At 45.7% G+C, this 22,098-nt stretch carries 20 protein-coding genes; 8 read left to right on the forward strand and 12 right to left on the reverse strand.

All coding sequences use genetic code 11. From position 1 onward, the window contains the following. Nucleotides 1-28: 28 nt before the first annotated feature. Entirely contained in the window at nucleotides 29-1,930 is a 1,902-nt protein-coding gene (htpG, locus tag ACZ5KY_RS07715) for a molecular chaperone HtpG (protein WP_464243315.1), read from the forward strand. 204 nt (nucleotides 1,931-2,134) lie between these two features. On the opposite strand, the gene ACZ5KY_RS07720 is transcribed toward htpG, so the two are convergent. Both ACZ5KY_RS07720 and ACZ5KY_RS07725 read right to left on the reverse strand, forming a co-directional pair. Beyond that, the gene (locus tag ACZ5KY_RS07720) at nucleotides 2,135-2,476 is read right to left on the reverse strand and encodes a zinc ribbon domain-containing protein YjdM (RefSeq protein ID WP_464243316.1); all 342 of its coding nucleotides are present in this window, start codon (nucleotides 2,474-2,476) and stop codon (nucleotides 2,135-2,137) included. A gap of 99 nt (nucleotides 2,477-2,575) precedes the next feature. Next, a complete protein-coding gene (locus ACZ5KY_RS07725) occupies nucleotides 2,576-5,626 on the reverse strand; it encodes a bifunctional diguanylate cyclase/phosphodiesterase (protein WP_464243317.1) in 3,051 nt (1,016 codons plus the stop codon). A gap of 243 nt (nucleotides 5,627-5,869) precedes the next feature. On the opposite strand from ACZ5KY_RS07725, the gene ACZ5KY_RS07730 reads away from it, so the two are divergent. Further along, on the forward strand, nucleotides 5,870-6,064 hold the full coding sequence (locus ACZ5KY_RS07730) for a hypothetical protein (RefSeq protein ID WP_464243318.1): 195 nt from the start codon (nucleotides 5,870-5,872) through the stop codon (nucleotides 6,062-6,064). An 80-nt stretch (nucleotides 6,065-6,144) separates the two neighbouring features. Here the strand turns inward: ACZ5KY_RS07730 and ACZ5KY_RS07735 are convergent, their stop codons facing one another. Genes ACZ5KY_RS07735 through ACZ5KY_RS07750 form a run of 4 tightly spaced genes read right to left on the reverse strand, consistent with a single transcriptional unit; the run spans nucleotide 6,145 to nucleotide 12,397 of the window. Next, nucleotides 6,145-7,428 carry a TolC family protein gene (locus tag ACZ5KY_RS07735; RefSeq protein WP_464243319.1) on the reverse strand — a complete coding sequence of 428 codons (1,284 nt, stop codon included), beginning with the start codon at nucleotides 7,426-7,428 and terminating at the stop codon, nucleotides 6,145-6,147. Continuing rightward, the gene (locus ACZ5KY_RS07740) at nucleotides 7,421-10,678 is read right to left on the reverse strand and encodes an efflux RND transporter permease subunit (RefSeq protein ID WP_464243320.1); all 3,258 of its coding nucleotides are present in this window, start codon (nucleotides 10,676-10,678) and stop codon (nucleotides 7,421-7,423) included. The genes ACZ5KY_RS07735 and ACZ5KY_RS07740 overlap by 8 nt, the downstream gene beginning before the upstream one ends. Next, the gene (locus ACZ5KY_RS07745) at nucleotides 10,675-11,718 is read right to left on the reverse strand and encodes an efflux RND transporter periplasmic adaptor subunit (protein WP_464243321.1); all 1,044 of its coding nucleotides are present in this window, start codon (nucleotides 11,716-11,718) and stop codon (nucleotides 10,675-10,677) included. Before ACZ5KY_RS07745 ends, ACZ5KY_RS07740 begins: the two co-directional genes overlap by 4 nt. Before the next feature lie 4 nt (nucleotides 11,719-11,722). Then, the gene (locus ACZ5KY_RS07750) at nucleotides 11,723-12,397 is read right to left on the reverse strand and encodes a TetR/AcrR family transcriptional regulator (protein WP_464243322.1); all 675 of its coding nucleotides are present in this window, start codon (nucleotides 12,395-12,397) and stop codon (nucleotides 11,723-11,725) included. Nucleotides 12,398-12,514: 117 nt separating this feature from the next. Between ACZ5KY_RS07750 and ACZ5KY_RS07755 the strand changes: the two genes are divergently transcribed. After that, nucleotides 12,515-12,646, forward strand: a complete 132-nt coding sequence (locus ACZ5KY_RS07755; protein WP_464243323.1) for a hypothetical protein — start codon at nucleotides 12,515-12,517, stop codon at nucleotides 12,644-12,646. A 51-nt stretch (nucleotides 12,647-12,697) separates the two neighbouring features. Here the strand turns inward: ACZ5KY_RS07755 and ACZ5KY_RS07760 are convergent, their stop codons facing one another. Next, a complete protein-coding gene (locus ACZ5KY_RS07760) occupies nucleotides 12,698-13,174 on the reverse strand; it encodes an EVE domain-containing protein (protein WP_464243324.1) in 477 nt (158 codons plus the stop codon). Nucleotides 13,175-13,341: 167 nt separating this feature from the next. On the opposite strand from ACZ5KY_RS07760, the gene ACZ5KY_RS07765 reads away from it, so the two are divergent. The 4 genes from ACZ5KY_RS07765 (at nucleotide 13,342) to ACZ5KY_RS07780 (ending at nucleotide 17,945) form a co-directional block, all read left to right on the forward strand. Further along, nucleotides 13,342-13,551, forward strand: coding sequence for a SlyX family protein (locus ACZ5KY_RS07765; protein ID WP_464243325.1), 210 nt, complete (start codon nucleotides 13,342-13,344; stop codon nucleotides 13,549-13,551). 57 nt (nucleotides 13,552-13,608) lie between these two features. Beyond that, the gene (gene rssA, locus ACZ5KY_RS07770; RefSeq protein ID WP_464243326.1) at nucleotides 13,609-14,535 is read left to right on the forward strand and encodes a patatin-like phospholipase RssA; all 927 of its coding nucleotides are present in this window, start codon (nucleotides 13,609-13,611) and stop codon (nucleotides 14,533-14,535) included. A 161-nt stretch (nucleotides 14,536-14,696) separates the two neighbouring features. Beyond that, the gene (locus tag ACZ5KY_RS07775; RefSeq protein ID WP_464243327.1) at nucleotides 14,697-16,493 is read left to right on the forward strand and encodes a methyl-accepting chemotaxis protein; all 1,797 of its coding nucleotides are present in this window, start codon (nucleotides 14,697-14,699) and stop codon (nucleotides 16,491-16,493) included. 147 nt (nucleotides 16,494-16,640) lie between these two features. After that, complete coding sequence (locus ACZ5KY_RS07780) at nucleotides 16,641-17,945, forward strand: YihY/virulence factor BrkB family protein (protein WP_464243328.1); 1,305 nt, start codon at nucleotides 16,641-16,643, stop codon at nucleotides 17,943-17,945. Here the strand turns inward: ACZ5KY_RS07780 and ACZ5KY_RS07785 are convergent. The 3 genes from ACZ5KY_RS07785 to ACZ5KY_RS07795 form a co-directional block, all read right to left on the reverse strand. Continuing rightward, nucleotides 17,942-18,778 carry an SIR2 family NAD-dependent protein deacylase gene (locus ACZ5KY_RS07785; RefSeq protein WP_464243329.1) on the reverse strand — a complete coding sequence of 279 codons (837 nt, stop codon included), beginning with the start codon at nucleotides 18,776-18,778 and terminating at the stop codon, nucleotides 17,942-17,944. The two genes, ACZ5KY_RS07780 and ACZ5KY_RS07785, sit on opposite strands and share 4 nt — an antisense overlap. Before the next feature lie 47 nt (nucleotides 18,779-18,825). Then, nucleotides 18,826-19,707 (reverse strand): lipid A-modifier LpxR family protein, encoded by an 882-nt coding sequence (locus ACZ5KY_RS07790; RefSeq protein WP_464243330.1) that lies wholly within the window; start codon nucleotides 19,705-19,707, stop codon nucleotides 18,826-18,828. 85 nt (nucleotides 19,708-19,792) lie between these two features. Next, nucleotides 19,793-20,524 carry an alpha/beta fold hydrolase gene (locus ACZ5KY_RS07795; RefSeq protein WP_464243331.1) on the reverse strand — a complete coding sequence of 244 codons (732 nt, stop codon included), beginning with the start codon at nucleotides 20,522-20,524 and terminating at the stop codon, nucleotides 19,793-19,795. Nucleotides 20,525-20,590: 66 nt separating this feature from the next. Here ACZ5KY_RS07795 and ACZ5KY_RS07800 point away from each other — a divergent pair, with 66 nt between their 5' ends. Beyond that, a complete protein-coding gene (locus tag ACZ5KY_RS07800; RefSeq protein WP_464243332.1) occupies nucleotides 20,591-20,737 on the forward strand; it encodes a hypothetical protein in 147 nt (48 codons plus the stop codon). Here ACZ5KY_RS07800 and ACZ5KY_RS07805 read toward each other — a convergent pair. Together ACZ5KY_RS07805 and ACZ5KY_RS07810 are read right to left on the reverse strand one after the other, a co-directional pair. Next, on the reverse strand, nucleotides 20,728-21,216 hold the full coding sequence (locus tag ACZ5KY_RS07805; RefSeq protein WP_464243333.1) for an aminoacyl-tRNA deacylase: 489 nt from the start codon (nucleotides 21,214-21,216) through the stop codon (nucleotides 20,728-20,730). The genes ACZ5KY_RS07800 and ACZ5KY_RS07805 overlap by 10 nt on opposite strands. A gap of 8 nt (nucleotides 21,217-21,224) precedes the next feature. Further along, complete coding sequence (locus ACZ5KY_RS07810; protein WP_464243334.1) at nucleotides 21,225-22,028, reverse strand: rhomboid family intramembrane serine protease; 804 nt, start codon at nucleotides 22,026-22,028, stop codon at nucleotides 21,225-21,227. Between the last annotated feature and the right edge of the window lie 70 nt (nucleotides 22,029-22,098).

Genomic DNA, 22,098 nt, shown 5'->3' on the forward strand with positions numbered 1-22,098 from the left:
ATTAACCTTAGCCGAGGAACTATAATCAATGACAGCGAACAAGCATGAATTTAAGGCCGAAGTAAATAAAATTCTCGACCTGATGATCCACTCTCTGTATTCCAATAAAGAAATTTTTCTCCGTGAGCTGATCTCCAATGCGTCGGATGCGATCGATAAAGCACGCTACGAGTCGTTGACCGATTCTTCCCTTGCTGAAGGTGGTGATGAGTGGAAAATTCAGCTTATCCCTAACGTTGAAGCTGGCACGCTGACCTTGCGCGACAACGGTATTGGCATGACCCGCGACGAAGCAGTTGATGCACTCGGAACCATCGCTCATTCGGGCACTAAAGAGTTTATCCAACTGCTCGAAAGCCGCGAAGTTGAGAACAATCCTGAACTGATAGGTCAGTTTGGTGTTGGCTTTTACTCGTCGTTTATGGTTGCTGATCAGGTTACTGTTATCACACGTAAGGCTGGAGCAGATAAAAATCAGGCAGTAATATGGAAGTCTGAAGCTGATGGCTCCTACACTATTGATGAAACTGAAAAAGAGGGTAAGGGTACAGATGTTATCTTAACGCTCAAAGAGGATGCTAAAGCGTACCTTGAAGAGTGGGAGATTCGCAAGGTTGTTAAGCAATACTCTGACTTTATTGAATATCCAGTCGTCATGGATATCACTCGTGAGGTGGCTGATCCCGAAGATGAGGAGAAAAAGGTCACTGAAGTTAAGGAGGAGATTCTTAACTCACGTAAAGCGATCTGGCTAAAAAGCAAGGATGAGATCACTGACGAAGAGTACAATGAGTTTTACAAGCATGTGTCGCACGACTTTAGTGATCCCGCCAAGGTGATCCACTATCGTGCTGAGGGAACCACTGAATTCTCAGCATTGCTCTATCTTCCTGCAAAGCGTCCGCACGATATCTTCTATCAAGACTACAAGATCGGTCCCACACTTTATGTTCGCCGCGTGCAGATTATGGATCACTGCGAAGCGATGCTGCCCTCCTATTTACGTTTCGTAAAAGGGGTGGTTGAGTCTTCCGACCTGCCACTGAATGTCAGTCGTGAGATCCTTCAGGAAAATAAAGTGGTTTCAGTGATTAAAAAGAACGTCACCAAAAAAGTTCTTGATACGCTGACAAAGCTTAAAAAAGATGACGCTGAAGCCTATGCGACCTTCTACGCTGAGTTTGGCCGTATCCTCAAAGAGGGGATTCATCACGATTTTGAACGACGTGATACCATCGCTGATTTGATGCTGATTGAGTCGACCAGCACTAAGCCAGGTGAAACAACGACCTTAGCTCAGTATGTTGATCGGATGCCTGAGGATCAAAAAGAGATCTATTATATTACTGGTGGTGATCGTGCTAGCGCCGAAGCTTCACCTTACCTTGAAGTATTTAAAGAGCGTGGCATTGAAGTACTGATTATGACCGATGACTTTGATGACATTATCATCTCAGGTCTCGGAAATTATAAAGATACACCATTCCAATCGGCGATTAAGGGTGATCTTGACCTCGGCGAAGGGGATAAAGAAGCACAACAAAAAGAATACGGTGACCTGTTAGAGTTGATGAAAGAGGAACTTAAAGATCTCGTTTCTGAGGTTCGTATCTCTGGTCGCTTAAAAGATTCTGCAGTTTGTCTCGTAGCTGGAGATCATGATCTTGATCCTAAAATGGCGAAGATGTTTGAAGCAATGGGGCAACAAGTGCCACAAGGGCAACGGATGCTAGAGGTCAACCCTAATCACGATCTGATTGGTCGCATGCAAAAGTTGTTTGCTACCGATAGCAGTAGTGAAAAGCTTAAAGAATATGCTGGATTGCTTTACGATCAGGCGTTGTTGCTTGAGGGCGATAAGCCTCGTGATCCTGTGGTGTTTGCTAAGGCGCTCTCTAAACTGATGTCAGAAGGTGTTGACGTCAATTAATCGCGCGGTTTGAATCAGTGTGTAGATAAAGCGAGCCGAATATTTTCGGCTCGCTTTTTTTTCTTTATTCTTTTGCGCACACCTTAGTGTGTATGGCGGCGTATCGTTAACGTTTGATGTTGATAGAGCGTAGTGGTGCAATAAAAAATGCCGCGAACAGTTTATGTTCGCGGCATTTTAATTTTTGATATGTGATGTCTGGTACTACAACTTTTTGACAAATTCTGATTTGAGTTTCATGGGGCCAATTCCTGTAATTTTACAATCAATATCATGATCGCCATCAACAAGACGGATGTTCTTAACTTTAGTGCCCACTTTAACAACCAGTGATGTGCCCTTAACTTTTAGATCTTTGATCACCGTAATGGAATCACCGTCCTGAAGAATGTTTCCGTTGGCATCCTTAATGACTGATTCATCTTCAGCGCTGTCGTTCTCTTCTTGTTGAGGCCACTCATTGGCGCATTCAGGGCAAACATATAATAGGCCATCTTCATAGGTGTATTCAGATTGACATTTTGGGCAGTTTGGTAAAGCACTCATTTGATTATCCAATCGTTGTAAGCTGTTGATCCCTATTGATTTCGGCTCGGATCATACGTTGTGGGCGATGATGGCGCAAGCTAAATATCGTCCCCTTTTCTACCCACCAATCTCTTGATTTGACCACGGTTTGTTGCGGGCAATGAGAAGGGCTTCAGCATTTGTTTCAGATTGTGGTTTACCCACGAGGAACCCCTGAATAAAATCACAGCCAAGGCCTTTTAGGTGGTTCAGTTGATCGTGATCTTCAATCCCCTCAGCGGTAACCTTGAGATCTAGGTCATGAGCTAGTTTGATAATCGCTTCAGAGATTTTAGCCACGGAATGATCAGTGGAAATCGTTTCAACTAAAGAGCGATCAATTTTTATGGTGTCCACATCAAATTGGTTGAGATATGCCAAAGAGGAATAGCCGGTACCAAAGTCATCGATGGCAATTACGATCCCCATCTGTTTTAACGCTTGAATTCGTTGTGCTGCAAGGTCAGGGTCTTCCATTAAACTGGTTTCAGTAATCTCAACACACAGCATAGACGCAGGGATATCGTAGCGCTTAAGGGCTAAATGGATATCGCGAATAAAGGTATCGGTCATAAATTGCTGTGGTGCCATATTTACCGATAGTCGTATTGGCTCATCGATCAGTAGTGGATCGAGCTTGATCCATTGCTGTAATGTTTGACAGGCAAGCTCAAAGATAAGTTTTCCTAATGGGATGATCAATGAACGTTGCTCCGCAAAAGGGATGAAAATCGCTGGTGAAATGGGTCCAAGGGTCGGATGTTGCCAGCGGATGAGTGCTTCAAACCCCTTAAGGGTTGATCGTGATAGATCCCATATTGGTTGAAAGTTTAATTGGAACTGGTCGGGGGACTGCAACGCTGAGCGTAATGCTTCTTCAAGTTGTTGCGCTTTTTGAAATGTTTGCTCAAGCTCGTTGCCGTATTCAACATAATTTGTTTTTCCTTTATGTTCCTTGCATGAGCGAACGGCAATGTCAACTTGCTGTAACAATTGATCTATTGAGCTTTGAGCAAAGGGAACGGCACCAATGCAGCTGCTTATCTGAAAGTTTTCACCGTTGTAGTGCAGCGGTTTAATAATTTCATTGTGCAGCAAGGAGGCAATCTCTTTAGCGCTGGTATCTTCAGGTAATACCATTGACAAGATAAATTCATCGCTGCTGAGACGGGCGACAAGAAGAGGTTTTTGCCCAAGATTTAACAGCCGTTTCGCCACCTCTTTTAATACGTAATCTCCAGCATCATGACCGTAGGCATCGTTGACATGCTGAAAGCGACTTAAGTCGATCATGAATAACCATAATGTTGTCGATGATTGGGGGAGTTGACGTAGAATTTCCAGCTGTTCGACACAACTGTGGCGGTTGGCAAGACCTGTTAAGTGATCATAGTGGGCGACCCATTCAAGTTTTTGTTCTGAAGCACGTCTTGCGGTAATGTCTTTGGCCATAAGAAGAACTGACACGCTGTTGTTTTTAGTATCTGGAATCGAAACAAGAGAGAGATCCAAATCAATGCGATCCGAAGCTGCATTCATGAAGGACGCATCGAGTTTTTTATGGTGTTTTTGTCTCTGTATCAGTTGGCCAAATGCCAATTCAAAGTGATCATATTGCTCTACGGGGAGGAGTTGTTGTAGTAGGGGTTGCCCTGTAACAGGGGCCATTTGACCAATCGCTTTGAACCATAGGGTATTGCCAAAGGTAACATTTTGTTGTGCATCAAAGAGGGCGACAAGTAGTGGCGCCCGCTCTAGTGCCGTACGAAACCGTGATTCGCTTTCATAAAGGGTGTCTTCAATCTTATGTCGTTCAAACAGCATATCGTTGGCGGCTTGACCAATGGCGTTAAATTCATCTATATGAATATTGTCCAAATTGAGATATTGGTTGCTCGTGGCTACTTTTTGTAATGAGTGGTTAAGTAACGTGACATTTTGTTCAATTGTGTTCGAAAAACGGCGGCTGATATACCACAATAATAGCGCTACGATGATGACAAAAATCACTGCCTGTTTGAGTTGTTGGTAGATGTTTTTCTTGAGAATAGCGCGTGCTAGAGTGATATTTCTATTTACATAGTTTAGGTTTATTCCAGCACCAACATAGCTATCCCAATCTTTAATGGGCAGACAGTAGCTGATTTTTCCATAGCTTTTTGGCGCAAGACTGTCTGGCATCTGATAGGTGAGGAACCCACCGCCGCTTCGAGCGAGTGTGATAAGTTCCTGAACGATAAAAACACCATCACGATCTTGAATGTTGAGTTGGTTTTGTCCTTGTGCTGGACCAAACAGCGAAACACCTTCATAGTTTGCACCAAAAATACTTAAGGAACCTTCTCCTGCTAACTTATTGAGACGATTATATATGTTGTTTTTTGATTCTTGTTGGTGCTCATCAAGGTATTCGCCCGTACCAATTAGGCAATTGAGGGGGGCAAAGTAAGTGAGGTACGATAGCTTTTGGTACTCAGTGTAGTCATCTCCGGGTTTTTTTATATGGTAGGAGATAAAGCCGTTACCATGTGTATTAACGAGATCGATCATCTCTTGAACAAAATAAACTCCATTTTTGTCACAAAAGCTAAGAACGTTTTGACCTGCGTGTTGTGTTTGCGGAGAAAGAAGTAGTTCCCTGCCGTCAAGTTGAATAGCAAAAAGGTAGCTACGTCCATCGTTATAGAGAGAAGATGTTAATGAATTGATGATTAGCAGGGTGAGCTCTTTTTGTGAGAGCTGAGCTTTGTATTGCTGATAAAGGTGATTGGCTGTATTGCTTGCTTGATTAACAATCATGGTTAATTGCTTGCGAAGTTGAGCCTTACTTTGGTGAATCTCATTGTTGACGAGGTCTTGAATGAAAAGCGCGCGTTGTTTTACTTGTTCATGTGCGTTGGCTCGAAGTTCTTGCTCAAGTTGTTGCGTACTGATTTCAAACTGTTGTTGATGGGTTTGAATGTTGATGAACGAGATGAGGCACGCCGCTGCGAGAAAAAAGAGTAGATTCCATTTTAACGTTAGTTTGCGCAGGCTGCCGTGAGTTCTTTTGCCCGATAGCGAAAGCGATGCCGTCAGTAGAACAATTGTTAGGATTCCAAGGAACCATTTAATGGCAAATAATGTCACGACTCTCTCTCGTTGTCTTGTTTATTTCTATATAAACATGTTTTAGCTTCAAATGAGGAATCTTACCATATTCTGGCCGATTACACAGAGTGGTTATTTTTTTCATTATTTTTATATTCTTATTAGATAGTTAGCCGTGAATTTCCTGGTTGTGTGATAACACCCTTTGACAGAAGGGTTTTTTGGCGTTAGTGTTAAAAAATCGTGGCAGATTAACTAATTGCCTCAGTAAGGAGTTTTAGCATGGATATTAATACAAGTAACACTTCGAATCCTGGATTATCTGTTTTGGCTCGGGCCAATGAACAGCCTAAAGTTGCTCAAGAGCTTTTGGACAAATCGATTGAAGGTTCTGATGAGCTTAAGGTCGATGAAGCGCAACAAGCGCAGATTGCTGAATTTACAGGTAAGGGGCAGTTGATTAATACCAAAGCGTAATGACAGCCTATAGTTGATAAACAAAAGCCCCTTGGCATAGCCAAGGGGCTTTTGTTGTTTTAATCTTGTCCTTCTGCCATTCAGCTAAGCGGTGCGAATCGTTGCAGTTGATGGAACAATTGATTATACGCATAAAGCAACTGCGTTAGGGTAAAACGGCTTTCAGCATAAGCAAGGTTGTATTGACCAAGGTGGCTGAGAGTGATGACCCCCTCCATATAGAGTGCACGAGCATCATTGTAGTTTTCCTGCGCCAGTTTGATCGAATCGTGCTGTCTCTCAATTTGCTGTAATAAATCACGATGCTGTTGGTCCATATTCGCGTGAGCATCAATGAGTTGTTTATCCATTTTGTGTTTCAGTGCCAGAGTTCGATTCCTTGAGGCTTGTGCTCGTGCCGCCTTAGCCTGCGTTTCGCCGCCGTTGAGAAGGTTCCAGTCGAGTTGTACACCAATCATTGTTGTTTCACTCATGGTGTCGCGATCAACTCCAGTGGTATTGCCACTGGCGACAAGGCTTAGTGTCGGCCAAAGCTCACCGCTGTTTATCTTCTTTTGTTGTGTCGCAATATCGTAGTTTATCTCACCAATCTGTTGATTCAGTTGACCATTTCCCTCAATTTGTTGTTGGAGCTGTAACAACAGTTCTTCGATCTGTGGTTGCAGTGTGAACTCTTGAGTTGGCGTCAGTGGAGGACTGTCTGCGCTGCGGCCTAATTGGTGGTTGAACGTTGTGATGGCAACAAAGAGGTTGCTTTGGGCGGCTTGTTGATCATTTTTAGCCTGTTGCACGGCAAGTTGTGCTTCACGGACATCTAGATGGGGGGCACTGCCGACATCAAACAACGCTTGGGCATCATTAAGCTCTTTCTGGCGCTGCTGTAAGCGGTCGGTGGCAATGGTCAAAATCTGTTGTTGCCGCTGCACGTCGATATAACTCATTGCCACATCGTATTCAAGGGTTCTCTGTTGCTCTGTTTGTTCGAGTTGGGCCAATTGTTCAAGATTGTTTTGCTGTTGAGCGCTCTGCCAAATACGCCCTCCAGCAAAGAGTAATTGGGTGGCTGTCACCCGTGCTGTAATCTCCCGTTCAGGGGGGGTAGTGAAAACGTTATTGTTATTGCTGTCGTAGTTAAACCAACTGGCATAGCTTTGCAGCTGTGGACGATAAAAGGCGGTACTTTGTCGAGCGACGGCATCGCTATAATCGCGCTGCGCTGCAATGACCTGGCTCTGCTCTGAATGGTGTCGAGCCATCTGTTGTGCGGCTTCAAGATCAATGGCCAACGCATTGTTAGTGAAGGTGGGTAACCATAGTGCTACGACGCTAACGACGATCAGACATTGTTTGCTTAAACTACGCATGGCGGTTGTCCTTGAGTTGTTTTTTTCGTGCTTTGCGACGTAAGCGCCGATGACCAAATCCTGATAGTTTCTCTTTCATCAGTTCGGTTAATTCAAATTCAACAGGGATGATGAGCAATGCCAGAGTTGTGGCGCTAACAAGACCTGTGGCAAAAGCTGTTGCCATAGGAGCCCAGGTGATGGATTTGTGCGGAATGCCAATTGCCATGGGCAACATTCCCAACATGGTGGTCACGGTTGTGATGAGCACTGGACGCATGCGCGCACTACAGCTGTTGATAACCGATTCACGTAAGGGCACGCCGCGGCGACGCTCTTTGTTCATAAAGTCGATGAGGATCAACGAGTCGTTGACGGCAACACCTGCTAAACCGATCACCGCCATAAAGCTGCCGATGGTGAAAACTGAGCGGGTAAAGAACAAGCCGAATACCACACCGATAAAGGCAAAAGGGATCGCCGATAAAATGATAAGTGGCTGCACGTAGTCATTAAACTGCGATGCTAAAATTAGATAGATGGCCAACACCGCAATAATGAAGGCTGCTGCCAAAGAGGTGTAAGCACGGTTGGTGCTTTCAAACTCACCACCAAAGGCGATACCCACGCCAGGGTGCTGAGCGGTGATGGAGTTAAAATACTGTTGCGCTAACACCTGAACACGGCTTGCTGAAAGTGTTGATCCATCACGGATATCAGCGGTGATGGTGATGGTTGGTTTGCCGTTGTAGCGTGTACGGGTGTCGGGCTCTTGACGGTAGCGAATTGTGGCAATATCGCCGATCAGAATTGGTTTTTGGCTATGCTCGATGATCGGGATCTGAGCAATGGCCTCAGGGCTGGATAAACCACCCTCGCTGCCATTCTCTCGCGCTAGCTTGACCATCAGATCGATCTCCTCAGTGGTGGTGCGAAATTGACCACTGGGCATCCCATTCAAGGCGCCGGCAATGAGCTGTGTTGCCGCAGTGCTAGTGAGACCGTACTCTAAAGCGCGCTCGCGTTTAACGCTAAAGGTTAACACTGACTGTATTTCAGCACGGTTATCTTCAAGGTTAACAAGGTCACTGAACGCACCGCCATTTTGTTGGTCCGTTTTAAAGTTGTTCATCATCAAATCTGAAACCGCTGTGGCCGCAGCAATATCGGGAGCCGTCAAACGGATATTGACCGCTTTACCTGCTGGTGGCCCAGTGTTTTCGCCAAAAACAAGCAGTTCGGGTCGCCCGGCCCATTGCTGATAGTGAAGGCTGACGTACTCTTCAAGTTGGTCATGAATTTGATCAATATAGGCGGGGATTTGATCGTTACCCGTCGGTAGATCCATCTGATCTTGGGCGGGTAGTTCCACCACCACTTGACCATAATGTTGAGCGCGATGAACTTGATAGTCGCGATCCTCCATGATCCCAGCGATTCCAGATGTTGATAGGGTTTGTTGCGGGCCGAGGTTGATGAGGTACTTCGATAGCTCACGGACCACCACGTCGGTTCCTTCCGCCGAAGTGCCCGTCGGCATCTGCACCGCAACATGGTAGCGCAGGTAACTATCTTGATAAAACTTCACCTTAATCAACGGGACACGGCCGCTGGCAGAGAGCGCCATCATGGTGAGGGCGATAAAGAAGATAACCACCACACCAAAAAGTGCTTTCAACTTATGGTTGAGTAACGTGTTGAGGAGTCGGCGATACAGTTTCCATGCTGGTGCAAACGGTCCTTGCTGTAGGTGATGGTAATCACCCTCGGCATGGATGTTTTTTTCAATTTGGCGCGGGCCGAAGTCGAGAACGTGAATCGGTAAGATAAAGAGCGATTCAACCAACGACGCAAACAGAGCAAAGCTGACCGCTTTCGGGATAACGCTGAAAAAATCACCCGTGCTGCCAGTCATAATCAACATCGGTGCAAAGGCGAAGATGGTGGTCATCGCTGAACTGACGACGGGAAGGAAGACTTCGCTGACACCATCGACCACCGCTGTGCGCCGCGTTTTTCCCATGTATAGATGGCGGTAGATGTTTTCGATGATGATGACAGCATCGTCAACAATAATTCCTGAGACCAACACAAAGGAAAACAAGCTGATGGTGTTGATCGATTGACCTGTAAATTTAACAATGATGATGGTAACTAAAAATGAAAACGGGATACCGATGGCGGTGAGCATGGCATTGCGAAAGCCGAGGGTCAGCCATAAAACGATGGTGACCAGAATCATCCCCAGTATCATGTTGCCGCCGAGGGTGCGCACCGAGTCGTCAATTTCAATGGTCGAATCGTTAGTGAGAATTGTTTTGACGCCGTCGCGTTGATGGTGTTGATTGAACAGCTCCACTTCAGCCTTAACGTGTTCAGCAATGGTGATTGCATTCGCACTGTCTTGCTTTTTTACTTTCAAACTTACGGTGCTTAAACCGTTGACGGTTGAGATGATGTCGGGGTCGCGATAATTGAGGCTGGCTTGAGCGATCAGTTCGCGCACGCGGATGAAATTGCCATCACCATCACGGCGCACGGCGACATCCAAAACCTGTTGTTGGCGCTCAAAAGTGCGTCCCGTATCGAGGAGGGTGTTCCGCCCCCCCTGGCGATAGCGACCGCTGGGAATTTTGATGTTGCTATCGGAGATCGCCTGCCCAACTTCGGCAAAACTAACTCCAGTACTACGCAGCTTGTCGGGGTCAAGATGGACTTGAAACTCTTGATGGTAATCACCATGGAGTTCAACCTCCTGCACCCCATCAATCTTACGCAGATCACTTTTTAACTCTTCGGCCAATAGGGTGAGGCTAGCATTGGATAATTCACCAACCATGTTGGCGACAATGACGGGTTTCCACTCTTGACTGTCTAGATAGGTAAAGATCGGGTCATCGACTTCATTCGGTAGTTCGTTGCGAATATTGAGAACCCGCAGGCGCAATTCGTCATACAGATGACGGTAGTCGGTGTCGTCAACAAATTTAACTAGAATTGATGAGACATTGCGCATGGAGGTCGACTGAACATATTCGACACTTTCAAGACCATCGATGGCTTCTTCAATCTCGCGCGTGACCAGCTGTTCTACATCTTCAGCCGAAGCACCATAATGGACGGTGGTGATAAAAACCTTACCAATAGCGACGGGCGGTAGGTTTTCCACTGGGGTGTGAAATACGCTATAGACGCCACCAACCATCAGGATGATGAAGACAACGTTGATGAAAACGGTCTGCTTCAGAGTCAGGTTGACAAAATTCTTCACTGGACCTCACTCCGTGCCGGGACGAGAACCGTTCCAGCCTTTAAGTTATCAATGGGCGCGATCTTAACCCAGTCTCTTTGACGATCTAAAATCTGAATAGTGATGAGCTCTTGAGTGTCAGCCCGTTGAACTTGGGGGCGGTCGTAACGACTGGTTATCGCAGCGTCAGGAACCATGAGTCCCGCTTGCGGCAATGTGACGGGCACTTTAAACAGTAACCCTTCACGGTATTTCTCAGGGTAGTCGAGAACTTCGAGTTCCACTTGGATTTTTCGTGTGCTCTCATCGAATGCGGGGCTTACGCTGTAGACACGATAGTGGATATTTTGATTATTAAGGGTGGCACGTTGTTGTTGCTGTAATGCGCTCAGTTGTGGGTGGCTGAGCGCTAAGGGAATCAATAGCCGGCTAAAATCTTGAATAGTGAACAACGGATCACCCACTTTAACCTGCTCACTTGGTTCCACTAATCGTTCACTCACAAGCCATCCTTGGGGAGCATGAGGTTGGTGACGTTGTTGTCGCTGCTGAGCTGTTTGTTGTTTCACTTGTAGTTGCCGCTGTTGTTGAACCAGTTGCTGTTCTTCCAGTTGGGATTGATCACGTTGTTGTTCAATCTCTTCAAATGCGACCCGCGAGACCCGCCCTTCATCGACCAACTTTTGTCGCCGCTCAAATTCGCGTTGCAACCATGCTGTGCGTAGTTCGGCTTGTTGTTGTTTGATTTTGTTTTGTTCGACAGCCACAGCAATCTCTTGTAGCTCTAGGTTGATAAACGTTTGATCAATCTGAAGTAACGCTGCTGAGCTCAGTGTGTCACCGATGTCGTAATTAACGCGTTGGATCCGGCCCGCCACTTCAGAAGCGATGGTTGCTGTGCTAAACGCACGACTGTAACCTTGAAATGTTTTCTGCTCGAAACCTGCGCGAACTTGAAGTTGTTCTGTAGCTTCGACCTGTAGGGGCCCCACAAGCAACAGTGTTAATAACGATGATAGAGCGAGCAACTGCTGTGGCTGAAAATAGTGAATCAATCGCATTGTTTTAGTCCTCGTGACGTAAAGTGAGGTAAGGGTTTTGATAGGGGGTTGCGGCTTTATACTGTTCGGCAAAGGGTTCGCTGGCACAACCCGATAGGCTTACTAGGGTGCTATGGCGTAAACTGTTATAGATATCATCGCGGCTGTTGGTGTAGCCGATAAACCAACCTGAAACAATCATCAGATAGTTGCTGTAGAACTGTAGCGTACAGGTGAGTAGGTCAAGGTCTTGGCGCAATGCACCACTTTGTTGCCCGTGGTGCAAAATAGTTGTTACGGCGTTGAGGTATTGCGTGTCTACTTGATTGCGTTGTTCAACCGTGTTTTGTATGGGAAACATCGATTCACGCAGCATGATCCGCGCGAGTTCTGGGTTTTTTTCGACAAAGTCGAACTGGCACATGAACAGAGTTAACAGTTGATCGGTCATGGATGCATCGGGATCGTTGAGCTCGGCAAACTGTTGATGGATACCGATACGGAAAAAGGAGATAAGCTCCAGCAATATAGCTTCTTTGCTGGTAAAGTAGCTATAAACGGTTCCTTTACCTATTCCAGCCACGCGAGCGAGATCGTCGATACGCGTTAATTCAAAGCCGCGTTGAATAAATAATTGTTCCGCTGCGTCAAGAATTGCCTGTCGGTTCTTGCGTTTATTCTGCTCTCGTTTACCACTCATAATGACCCTTAATAAAAGTTGACTGCGGTCATTTTTGTAGATGAGGGAGTTGTTGTCAATGTAAAAGTGACCGCAGTCAACTTTATTGGTTCTTTTGTGCCGAAGGAGAAGGATGCTGTGTCAATCGTGATGATGGATTTGTTCGATTGGTCTGTTGGTGTTGTGTTGAGGAACTTTGCGCTGTGTTCGCAGGAGGGTCGTTCTGATGATGTTGTGCGTTCGAGCAGAAGAATTGGTTATTCTCTTTAGCCAAGACACGCCCTTAACGTAGGCGTATCATTGGCAAAAGAGCGAAAAGTGTTACTCATTGTTAGCGTGTGGTTCTAATCCGAGAATAAATTGCCAATGCTCAGCACTTACGGGCATGATGGACAGGCGGTTACCTTTGCGCACTAGCGGCATCTCTTCTAAACAGTGAATCTGTTTAAGCTCTTGTAATGGTATCGTTCTGTCTAATCGACGGACAAAGCGGATGTCGACCATGAACCAGCGTGGGTGATTGCTATCGCTTTTCACGTCATAATATTTTGAACTGGAATCAAAGGCGGTGAAGTCTGGATAGCTTTCGCGGACCACCTCCATAATGCCAACGATTCCTGGTACTTTGCAGTTCGAGTGATAAAAAAACACCTGATCACCGCATCTCATATCATCACGCATCATGTTTCGAGCTTGATAGTTTCTGACACCATCCCAATGTTCAGTTTGGTTCTCCATCTGCTCTAAGTCGTCAATACTGAATGCTTCAGGTTCTGATTTCATTAGCCAATAATTCATCTGGTCACCTTTTTCGTCGTGGTTTGATTTGTGCTGCACATATCATAACAGTTAACCCCCTCATTCGCTAAATTATGTGCGTTGTTTTTTGACTTTGTGCTACACTTTTTAATACGTTAATGACGGTGTGTCATCATTTTATCTTTTGTTTAAGGATCCTATTATTTATGAGTCAGGAACGTTTTATCGAGTTGGAATCGCGTATTTCTTTTCAAGAGCATAGTATCGAAGAACTGAACGAACTCGTCGCTGTTCAGCAAAAACAATTGTACGACTTGGAAGAGTTTTGCAAGTTGATATTGAAAAAAATAAATGCCCAACCTAGCGCCGGATCGGGAGCCACCAGTGCAGCGGAGGAGAAACCACCACATTATTAATATTAAGGTGATGAACCGATCCTATTAATTGCTGAGTGAATTTCAAGGGGGGGCGTTGTGGCAGATCAAAATCGAAAAACTAAAATAGGGCTCGCTCTTGGTAGTGGTTCTGCACGAGGCTGGAGTCATATTGGTGTTATTAATGGCTTGGCTAAGGTGGGTATCGAGCCTGATATCATTTGTGGTTGCTCTATTGGTGGCTTGGTTGGCGCTTCGTATGCTGCGGGCAACCTCACGGAGCTTGAGTGTTGGGTTCGATCCCTTTCGAAAATAGATGTGGCGCGCTTACTCAATTTTTCTATGAATGGTTTTGTCGATGTTGACCGACTACAGTCGTTCATTCTGCAATACGTTGGTAATGAAACACAAAAAATCGAAACCCTTGAGAAAACCTTTGCTACCGTTGCCACTGACCTCGAAACGGGGCGTGAAGTGTGGTTTACCGAAGGGTCATTGGTCGAAGCAGTTTGGTCGTCGATCTCCCTGCCAGGTGTTTTCCCTCCTGTGCGTTCGCAAGATCGCTGGCTTATTGATGGCGGATTAGTTAATCCCGTTCCAGTATCATTATGCCGTGCGTTGGGAGCTGAGTATGTCATTGCGGTCAATCTCAATGGTGATATTGTCGGCAAACATTTTTACCAAGAACGGCAAAAAACAGAACCGCAAATTGAGGAACACGATGCTGATGAGGATGGGTTTGCTGAGAATATTAGCAAGGCTCTAAAAGAGTATTCTATTCGTCTGTTTGGCGATTCCGAAAAACTTCGTGTTCCTGGTTTCTTTGATACCCTCGCTAGCTCCATCAATATCACCCAAGATCGCATTACTCGCAGCCGTATGGCTGGCGACCCACCCGATATTACTCTTACTCCGAAGCTCTCACATCTTGGTTTGCTGGAGTTTTTTCGTGCAGAAGAAGCGATTACTGAAGGCGAAGCCTGTGTTGCTCGAATGCTGCCTCAGTTACAACATTTCTTGCTCTGAGATTCGATCTGAATTTAAATTCATTTAGTCCGTAAAAGATTAATTGTAGTTGCTTTTTATTAGAGCGGAGAACTATATTAGAGACGTTGTATTTCAATGGGATGCTCTATTGACTTGTTGCATATTTATTATTTGTTGACACATTGAGAGAGGTAAACTGTATGGTCACGGCTCAAGCTTGTACAGAAGGTCAATCACGTTTTGGTATTCGCACTATTTTATTAGGGTTAGTTGGACTCGCTGTTTTTACAGCTGCTGCAAGTAGTATAACCTCACTCTATTTTTTAGCCGCGCAAGAGCAAGATGCACCTGTTATAAATATTGCGGGTCGTCAACGGATGTTAAGCCAAAAAATGACCAAGGAATCTTTAACTGTTGCCTCGCAAACGAATGAGCAGCAGGCGCGCCAAGATCTTTCTAAAACACGTCAACTCTTCGATACCTCCCTCAAAGCACTCATCCATGGCGACAAGTCAATGGGGGTTCCGCAAACACAAGAACCAAAAATTAAAGCACAGCTAAAAAAAGTAGAAGGCCTGTGGCGTGATTTCAGCTCGAATATTCAAACGATCGAGCGTGTTCAGGTGGACGATCCAGCCTTTATAGGTGCTTTAGACCATGTACTGAATAACAATGTGACCTTATTGACGCAGATGAATGCAGCGGTGCAGTTGTATGAACAAGCCGCTAAAGAAAAGATGGGTACGTTAAAACTCATTCTTTATGCTGGAATTTGTGGAGTGTTGATTGTCTTTATTGTGTGTTGGTTTGTGATCAATCGCTTAATTATCAAGCCGGTACAGCAATTAATCTCAATGATTAAGGGGCTAGAAGCGGGGCACTTAGATCAACGCTTGCGAATGAACCGTAGTGACGAAATTGGTGTTATGGCGGCAACGATGGATTCTTTTGCTGATAATCTTGAAGATGAGATACTGACTGCATTTAAGAAGATGTCAGATGGTGACTTTACCTTTGAGGCTAAAGGGTTAATCCGTGAACCTCTTGCTGCATCAAATGCCTCTTTGAATGATAGTATGGGCCGTGTACAGATGGCAGCTGAGCAGATATCAGGCGGCGCCGATCAAATTTCCGATACCAGTCAGGCATTATCTCAGGCGGCAACTGAGCAAGCGAGTTCCCTAGAAGAGATCACTAGTTCAATGGTAGAGATGGGATCGCGCACCAAGCAGAATGCCGATAATGCTGTTCAGGTGAATCAGTTAACGGGGCAAGCACGACAAGTGGCCGAAAAGGGCAATCGTCAAATGCGCGATATGGTGGAAGCCATGAGTGATATTAATCACTCTGCGAAGGATATTTCGAAGATTATAAAAGTTATCGACGAAATTGCCTTTCAAACCAACCTTCTCGCTTTAAATGCTGCGGTCGAAGCAGCGCGTGCAGGTCAGCATGGTAAAGGTTTTGCTGTGGTTGCTGAAGAGGTGCGTAACCTTGCTGCCCGAAGTGCTAAGGCCGCAAGTGAAACAGCAACACTCATTGAAGGTTCTGTGGCAAAAGCGAGTAATGGTAGTCGAATTGCCGAAGATACCGCTGGTGCGTTAGATGAGATTGTGACCAGTATCAGTAAGGTTTCCGACTTGGTGAGTGAGATTTCGGCGTCATCTGATGAACAGGCACAGGGTATTTCACAAATAAGTGTCGGATTAAGTCAAATTGACGAAGTAACACAATCCAATACCTCGAATGCCGTTGAGTGCGCTGCGACCAGTGAAGAGTTGGCGGCTCAAGCTAATGATCTACGTGAAATGCTCGCTCGCTTTACCTTGAGTCGTGGCGGTGGATCACCAGTAATGAGTTCCCCGCCAGCATATTCTCATCGTGCAGCGACAACTCCTGCGTATATCCCACCTGTGGCAGTGAGTGATGATGCGTGGGGTGGCGGGCAATCGACACCGCGTATTTCACTTGATGACGATGAGTTTGGTAAGTTCTAAAAAAATTGAATAGCTTTTTATTCTACAGCCCTGCGATTAATAATCGTGGGGCTGTTTTGTTTTAGCTTAGCCATGTTTTTCATCGGTGAGATGATCAAGCCGTGCTAGATTAGAGAGAATTTTCTATTTATTTTATGGAGTGCTTATATGTTGAAACAGGTGAAACAGGCACGGAAATGGCTGCAGGGCGACGTGTGGCGAGATGGTGAAGATCGGTTGTGCTCAAACGCTATTCGCGTTCCGATTGCTGCGGTACTCGGTTTCCAGCGCAATGACTGTGTTCAAAAAGCTGCGGCATTAACCTTTAGTACTCTGCTTGCTTTTATTCCGTTGCTGGCGATCATGTTTGCCTTACTAAAAGGGCTTGGTGTTCATAACACCATCGAACCACTGTTGTTAGAAAATCTGACTGTGGTTCCCGAAGATGTTGTACTTAAAATTATTGATTATATCAATAATACCAACGTGGCTCGCCTCGGTTCGGTCGGTTTGGTGATGTTGGTGTTTACGGTTTTAGCGTTGATCTCCAATATTGAGAAAAGTTTTAATAGCCTCTGGAGGGTGAGCGAAACGCGAACGCTGTTTCGTCGCTTTGCCGATTACTTTTCTGTTGTGACCCTTGGCCCGCTGTTCCTCATTGCTGCCATCTCTATGAACACTTCGTTACGCAATCAAGACCTCGTGCAATGGTTGTTGGATATGCCCGTTTTTGGCGATCTGTTGCTATTAGGGTTTGAGGTGTTGCCGTTTATAGTTATTTGGGCAGCTTTTATCTTCTTGTATATGTTTATCCCCAACACAAAGGTTAATATTTTTTCGGCCGTTATTGGTGGTATGAGTGCTGGTACACTATGGTTGATTACCCAGTGGGGCTACGTAACGTTTCAATATGGCGTAGCAAAGTACAATGCAATCTATGGCACGATGGCGGCATTGCCGATCTTTATGATTTGGGTCTACCTTTCGTGGATGATTGCATTGCTTGGTTTACAGGTGTGCTGGGCTCATCAAAACCGGTTACATTTAGGTCGATTACTTTGGCACGGCAATACGGTGGCGTGGCAACCGTTACAGGTGTTAGAGGTGTTGTTATTGGTTTATAATCGTTTTGTTCGTGGTGAGATGTGTTGGTCGGTTGAAGAGTTGATTGAACAAGTAGATGTCCCTGCTGAATCAGCACAAGAGGTCCTCAAGCATTTACAGCAACAAGGAGTGGTGATCGTGGCATGCGAAGAAACTGTCGATACTGAGATGGTCATCCCTATACTGCCCATTGAAGCACTGAATCTGCAACGAATTCTCACACCGCGTGAAAAATCCAGTCACCTTCCCGTCGAAGTGACTAAGGTTGCTGAACGATTACACGCGATTCGCCACAACTATATTGCGACTCTCCAGCTCGACGAGTTATTGAATACTAACAATGACTTCTCTGGGGGCGAGGCCGATTAGCGCAATTGCTGATCAATTGCGGTTAACGCTTCTAAAGCGCCATGAGCAAAGCTGATATGAGGAGAACTAATGAGTGGTTCGCGAGGATTGATGCGAACTGCCAGCACCTCATCTTTACGGCTCAGTGTTTGAGTGAGGTGACGAATCGTCGGCACAGCTGTTCCAGCGCCGAGTTCGATGACCACCAATTTTTTACCGTTATTACCAATCAAAAATTGATTAAAGCGCTGCTGTTGTTCATCCGTTCGATTGGATAGCCAGCTTGAATCACCAAACATTAAAATATTGGGACGAGCCAGTTGATGACAATGACGACAACTGGGCAAATGTTGGGCGCGCATCGTCGTTAGGGTGACGGGTATCTCTTCATTGTTCGGCCAAATTTCACGACTGCATGGCCTCAGGCATTGCAGATGGTGGATTGAGCCGTGTACCTCTAGTATTTTGTTAGGATCGTATCCCGCCTTTTGAAATTGGCCATCGACATTTGAGGTGACCACAAAGGTGTCTAATTCCAAACGCCCTGACCATTCTTTGAGCAAAGAATATCCGTTGTGTGGAGTGGTGGCACGGTAAAGATTTGTACGATGGCCATAAAATCCCCAACCAAACTCAGGGTCACAAGCAAAGTGAATAGGGTTTGCTGCGTCGTAAAAATTAACCCCCAAATTTTCATACATCGGGTAGGCATTCCAAAAGCCTTCATCACCACGGAAATCAGGCAAACCTGAATCAATTCCCATCCCCGCACCAGTGCAAATGACCAAAGCTTCGGCGTGTTTTAACGCTTCGACAGTACGTTGTACGTCCTGAATGTTTATCGTTTGACTCATCTGAGATTCCATTATTATTTATACTGTGTTGTGTTTCTCCCAAGCAGTTAATACCAGTAACTTAAGCGCAGTATTCCGTATGAGTTGGTGTAGTCCTGATCTTTAAATTCCTTTTCAGGGAAATGAAAATCAAGGTCGACCTGATAGGCATCATAGAGCCAATGAACGCCGCAAATTAATGTATTAACGCCGCGTTCAGGGGCAACATGATAATCACTGCTGCTTACCCCCTCTAGTAGGACGTTTTTATCAACTATTTTTCGACTGCCCGTAACTGTCACGTATAGGCTGGTAGTTGCTGGAATATTCTTTTGCGCTTTGAGTTGGGGCAGGTGGTATCCGAAGCGAACGGTTGCACCCGCCTCACCATCAACGTGAACATTACCACCACGGCCCTGAACGTGGGTGATAAGATCAACACCCGCTGCATTGAATTCAACTATCGGTAATAACCATTGCCCTTTAACGCTGGCGACCCAGCCCCAACGATTTGAGACCTGACTGTCCCAGCCTGAATATTCGTTAAAATCAAGCACCTGATGAGCAAAGTCTTGGACCTCTTTTCCTTGTGCCCGTTCGCCAGTGGTTCCTAAACTTAAACTTGAGGTGATTAATAGTGTGGGGACGATTGAATAACGGTGCTCCCCTTTTACGTACAACCACGAGGCGTAGGGGTGTTCGCCGTAAGGTGGTTGTAGGGTACTGCGCGTTTCAGGGGTAAATATATCTTGACCTAAACTGATGGTGTAGCACGCATTGGTCGGGGTAAATGAGAGGTCAAGGCCACTGGTATAGCCACGGTCTTGATTAAAAAAACTGTCATTGGCGATGCCAAGGCTCCATAATCCTGTCGGAGCAGATTGTGCTAAAGAGACGGTAGACAAGCCGATTATGAGCAGTAGTATCATTATTGTTGAGCGTCTAAACATAAAGCCTCCAGAATAATAAGATGTTTGCTATTCATTGCTATAATAAATGGTAGTTGTGTCGATTGTTTTGACAACGAATGGTTCGTTACAAAACATCATGTTTAAGAAAAAGTAGCCACAGTTTTTTTATCGTTTTCTTATCGTGTCCCCCGGCAATAGTAAAGATATGATCTGTGAGGAGCAAGTCACCTAACAGCTGATGAGCAGGGTGGAAACGGTCTTGTGAGCCAAAACCGAGGTAGAGGTTTGGCATTGGCTTCTGCCCCTCTGAACATTGTTTTAGCCAGTGCCAGAACATCCGTTGCCAGTCTTCATTAGGGTCATACTCGCCCGGTTGCCATTGCTGGACTCCCCCTGCAGCTGTGATCTCATCAATAATATCCTCATAGCCTAAAAAAGGGGAGATCACATAGATACCGTCTACATCTTCAGGGTGCTCGCGCGCGTACATGAGCGAGCCCAACCCTCCCATCGAAACGCCGATCAACCAAATCTTTTCATAACCGTTCACTTTAGCGGGGGCAATAATGTCAGTGTTAAGACGGTTGGTAATGGTTTGCGCAAAATAGTAACCAAAGTGGGCATCAGGCGCTGTCATATCGAAGGGGAGGTTACGTTGCCTCACACTGTCGACAAACCCTTCGCGAACGAAGTCATGGTGATTTCCACCCAATCCTCTGAGGAAAATAATAAGGTTTTTATGTTTTGTATCGTTTTGAGAAGGGTAGTTAAGCGTTTTGAGAGGGGTGTTTCCAAAACAGCCGAGCAATAGTGACAGAAATAATCCCAACACAATGGCTTGGATGCCTCTGTTCATGGACTTCTCCTTAAAACATTGTGATGTAACAGTGCTGAGGTGAGATAAGTCGTAACAGAGTACAGTATGTCAAACTGTTTTTCACTAAATCTAATGAATGCTGAAAAATTTAATTTAGGGTTGGTTGTGTTGTTTGGCAACGGTGCTAAAAATGTGGAATTTGATTTTTGGGGATCTTTGATGCAGAGCGAGAGTGATCGTTTTTATCGTTGAATTGCCACATTCACAGCTGTTGCTAGCAATACTTGAGTTAAAGAGTCGGCCTGCAAGCTCACTAAAAATCCCCGTTTACCACCATTGATATAGATCTCCCCACACTCAAGGATGGATTGTTCAACATAAACGGGTAGTGGCTTTAATAGGCCAAAAGGGGAGGTTCCGCCTACTTGATACCCTGTATGCTTTTGAGCAACGGGGGGGGCACAGGGAGTGATCCGTTTAACGTTGAGGGTGCGGGCAAGTTCTTTGGTTGAAACTTCGCAGGTGCCGTGCATTAAGATGATAAGGGGATGTTTGCTCTCATCCTCCATCACTAAGGTTTTGATCACACAGTTCTCATCGACTCCAAGTTGTGTAGATGAAGCACGTGTACCGCCTTTTTCTTCGTAAGGATAAAGGTGTGGCGTGTAGTTTACTTTGTGCTGTTTAAGCTGGCGTATGGCCGCTGTTGTTGGGAATTTTTCTTTTGCCATACTATCCTCTAGCGAAACCAGCTTAATATGAGTAGACCGATGCTTGTGATAATTGCGAGGCCGCTTAATACCGCCAAGGTATTGATTAGCGGAGCGAGGTTACGGCGCACGCGCATGGCGATGGGGAAAACTAAACCAAATAGTGCACCGCTGACAGCGCCACCAAGGTGGGCCGCATTGTCGGCACCGACGATAAAGCCAAAGATAAAAGCAAAGATTGCCCAGCGTAGCATCTGATCGCGTTGTGCTAGTGCATGGTGGCCACCGATACGGTGAAAGTAAGTGATGGAGAAGCCGATCATACCAAACAGTGCTCCTGAGGCTCCAACGACAACGGTCATAGGATGCCAGAAGTAACCGAGTGCTGTCGCGGCGAGTGCCGTAACCACATATAGAGTGAGAAAGCCGCTGGGACCGATCTCCTCTTCAAGTTGAGGGCCGATTTGATAAAGGACCATCATGTTAAAGCCGAGATGGATAATGCCACCGTGGGTGAAGGCGTAGGTGATACAGCGCCACCATTCACCGTTTTGGACCACTAGGGGCCACCATTGGCCACCAGACTGAACGAGAAGTTCTCCTCCTGGTCGCATCAAGGTTGACATGCCGACACCTGCTGTTGCACCACGCAGAATCATCACCGAAAACAGGGCGAGATTCATGATTAATAGAACTTGGCTCAGGGTGAGACTTGAGTTCGGGACTCGCTCGCCACGTGCCATCTGTTTGAGTTGTCGTTGCCAGCGCATAATTCGCCATTGCCAGCGGGTACCATTCATGCCTAAATTATCGAAAAAACGTTTCCAGTCCACGTCATTCTCCTTGGGTGATTTCATTGTCTGTTCGGGACTATTGCAGAATTTTTGTCAATGGGCAAGGGGG

Source organism: Desulfuromonas svalbardensis (assembly GCF_055389415.1).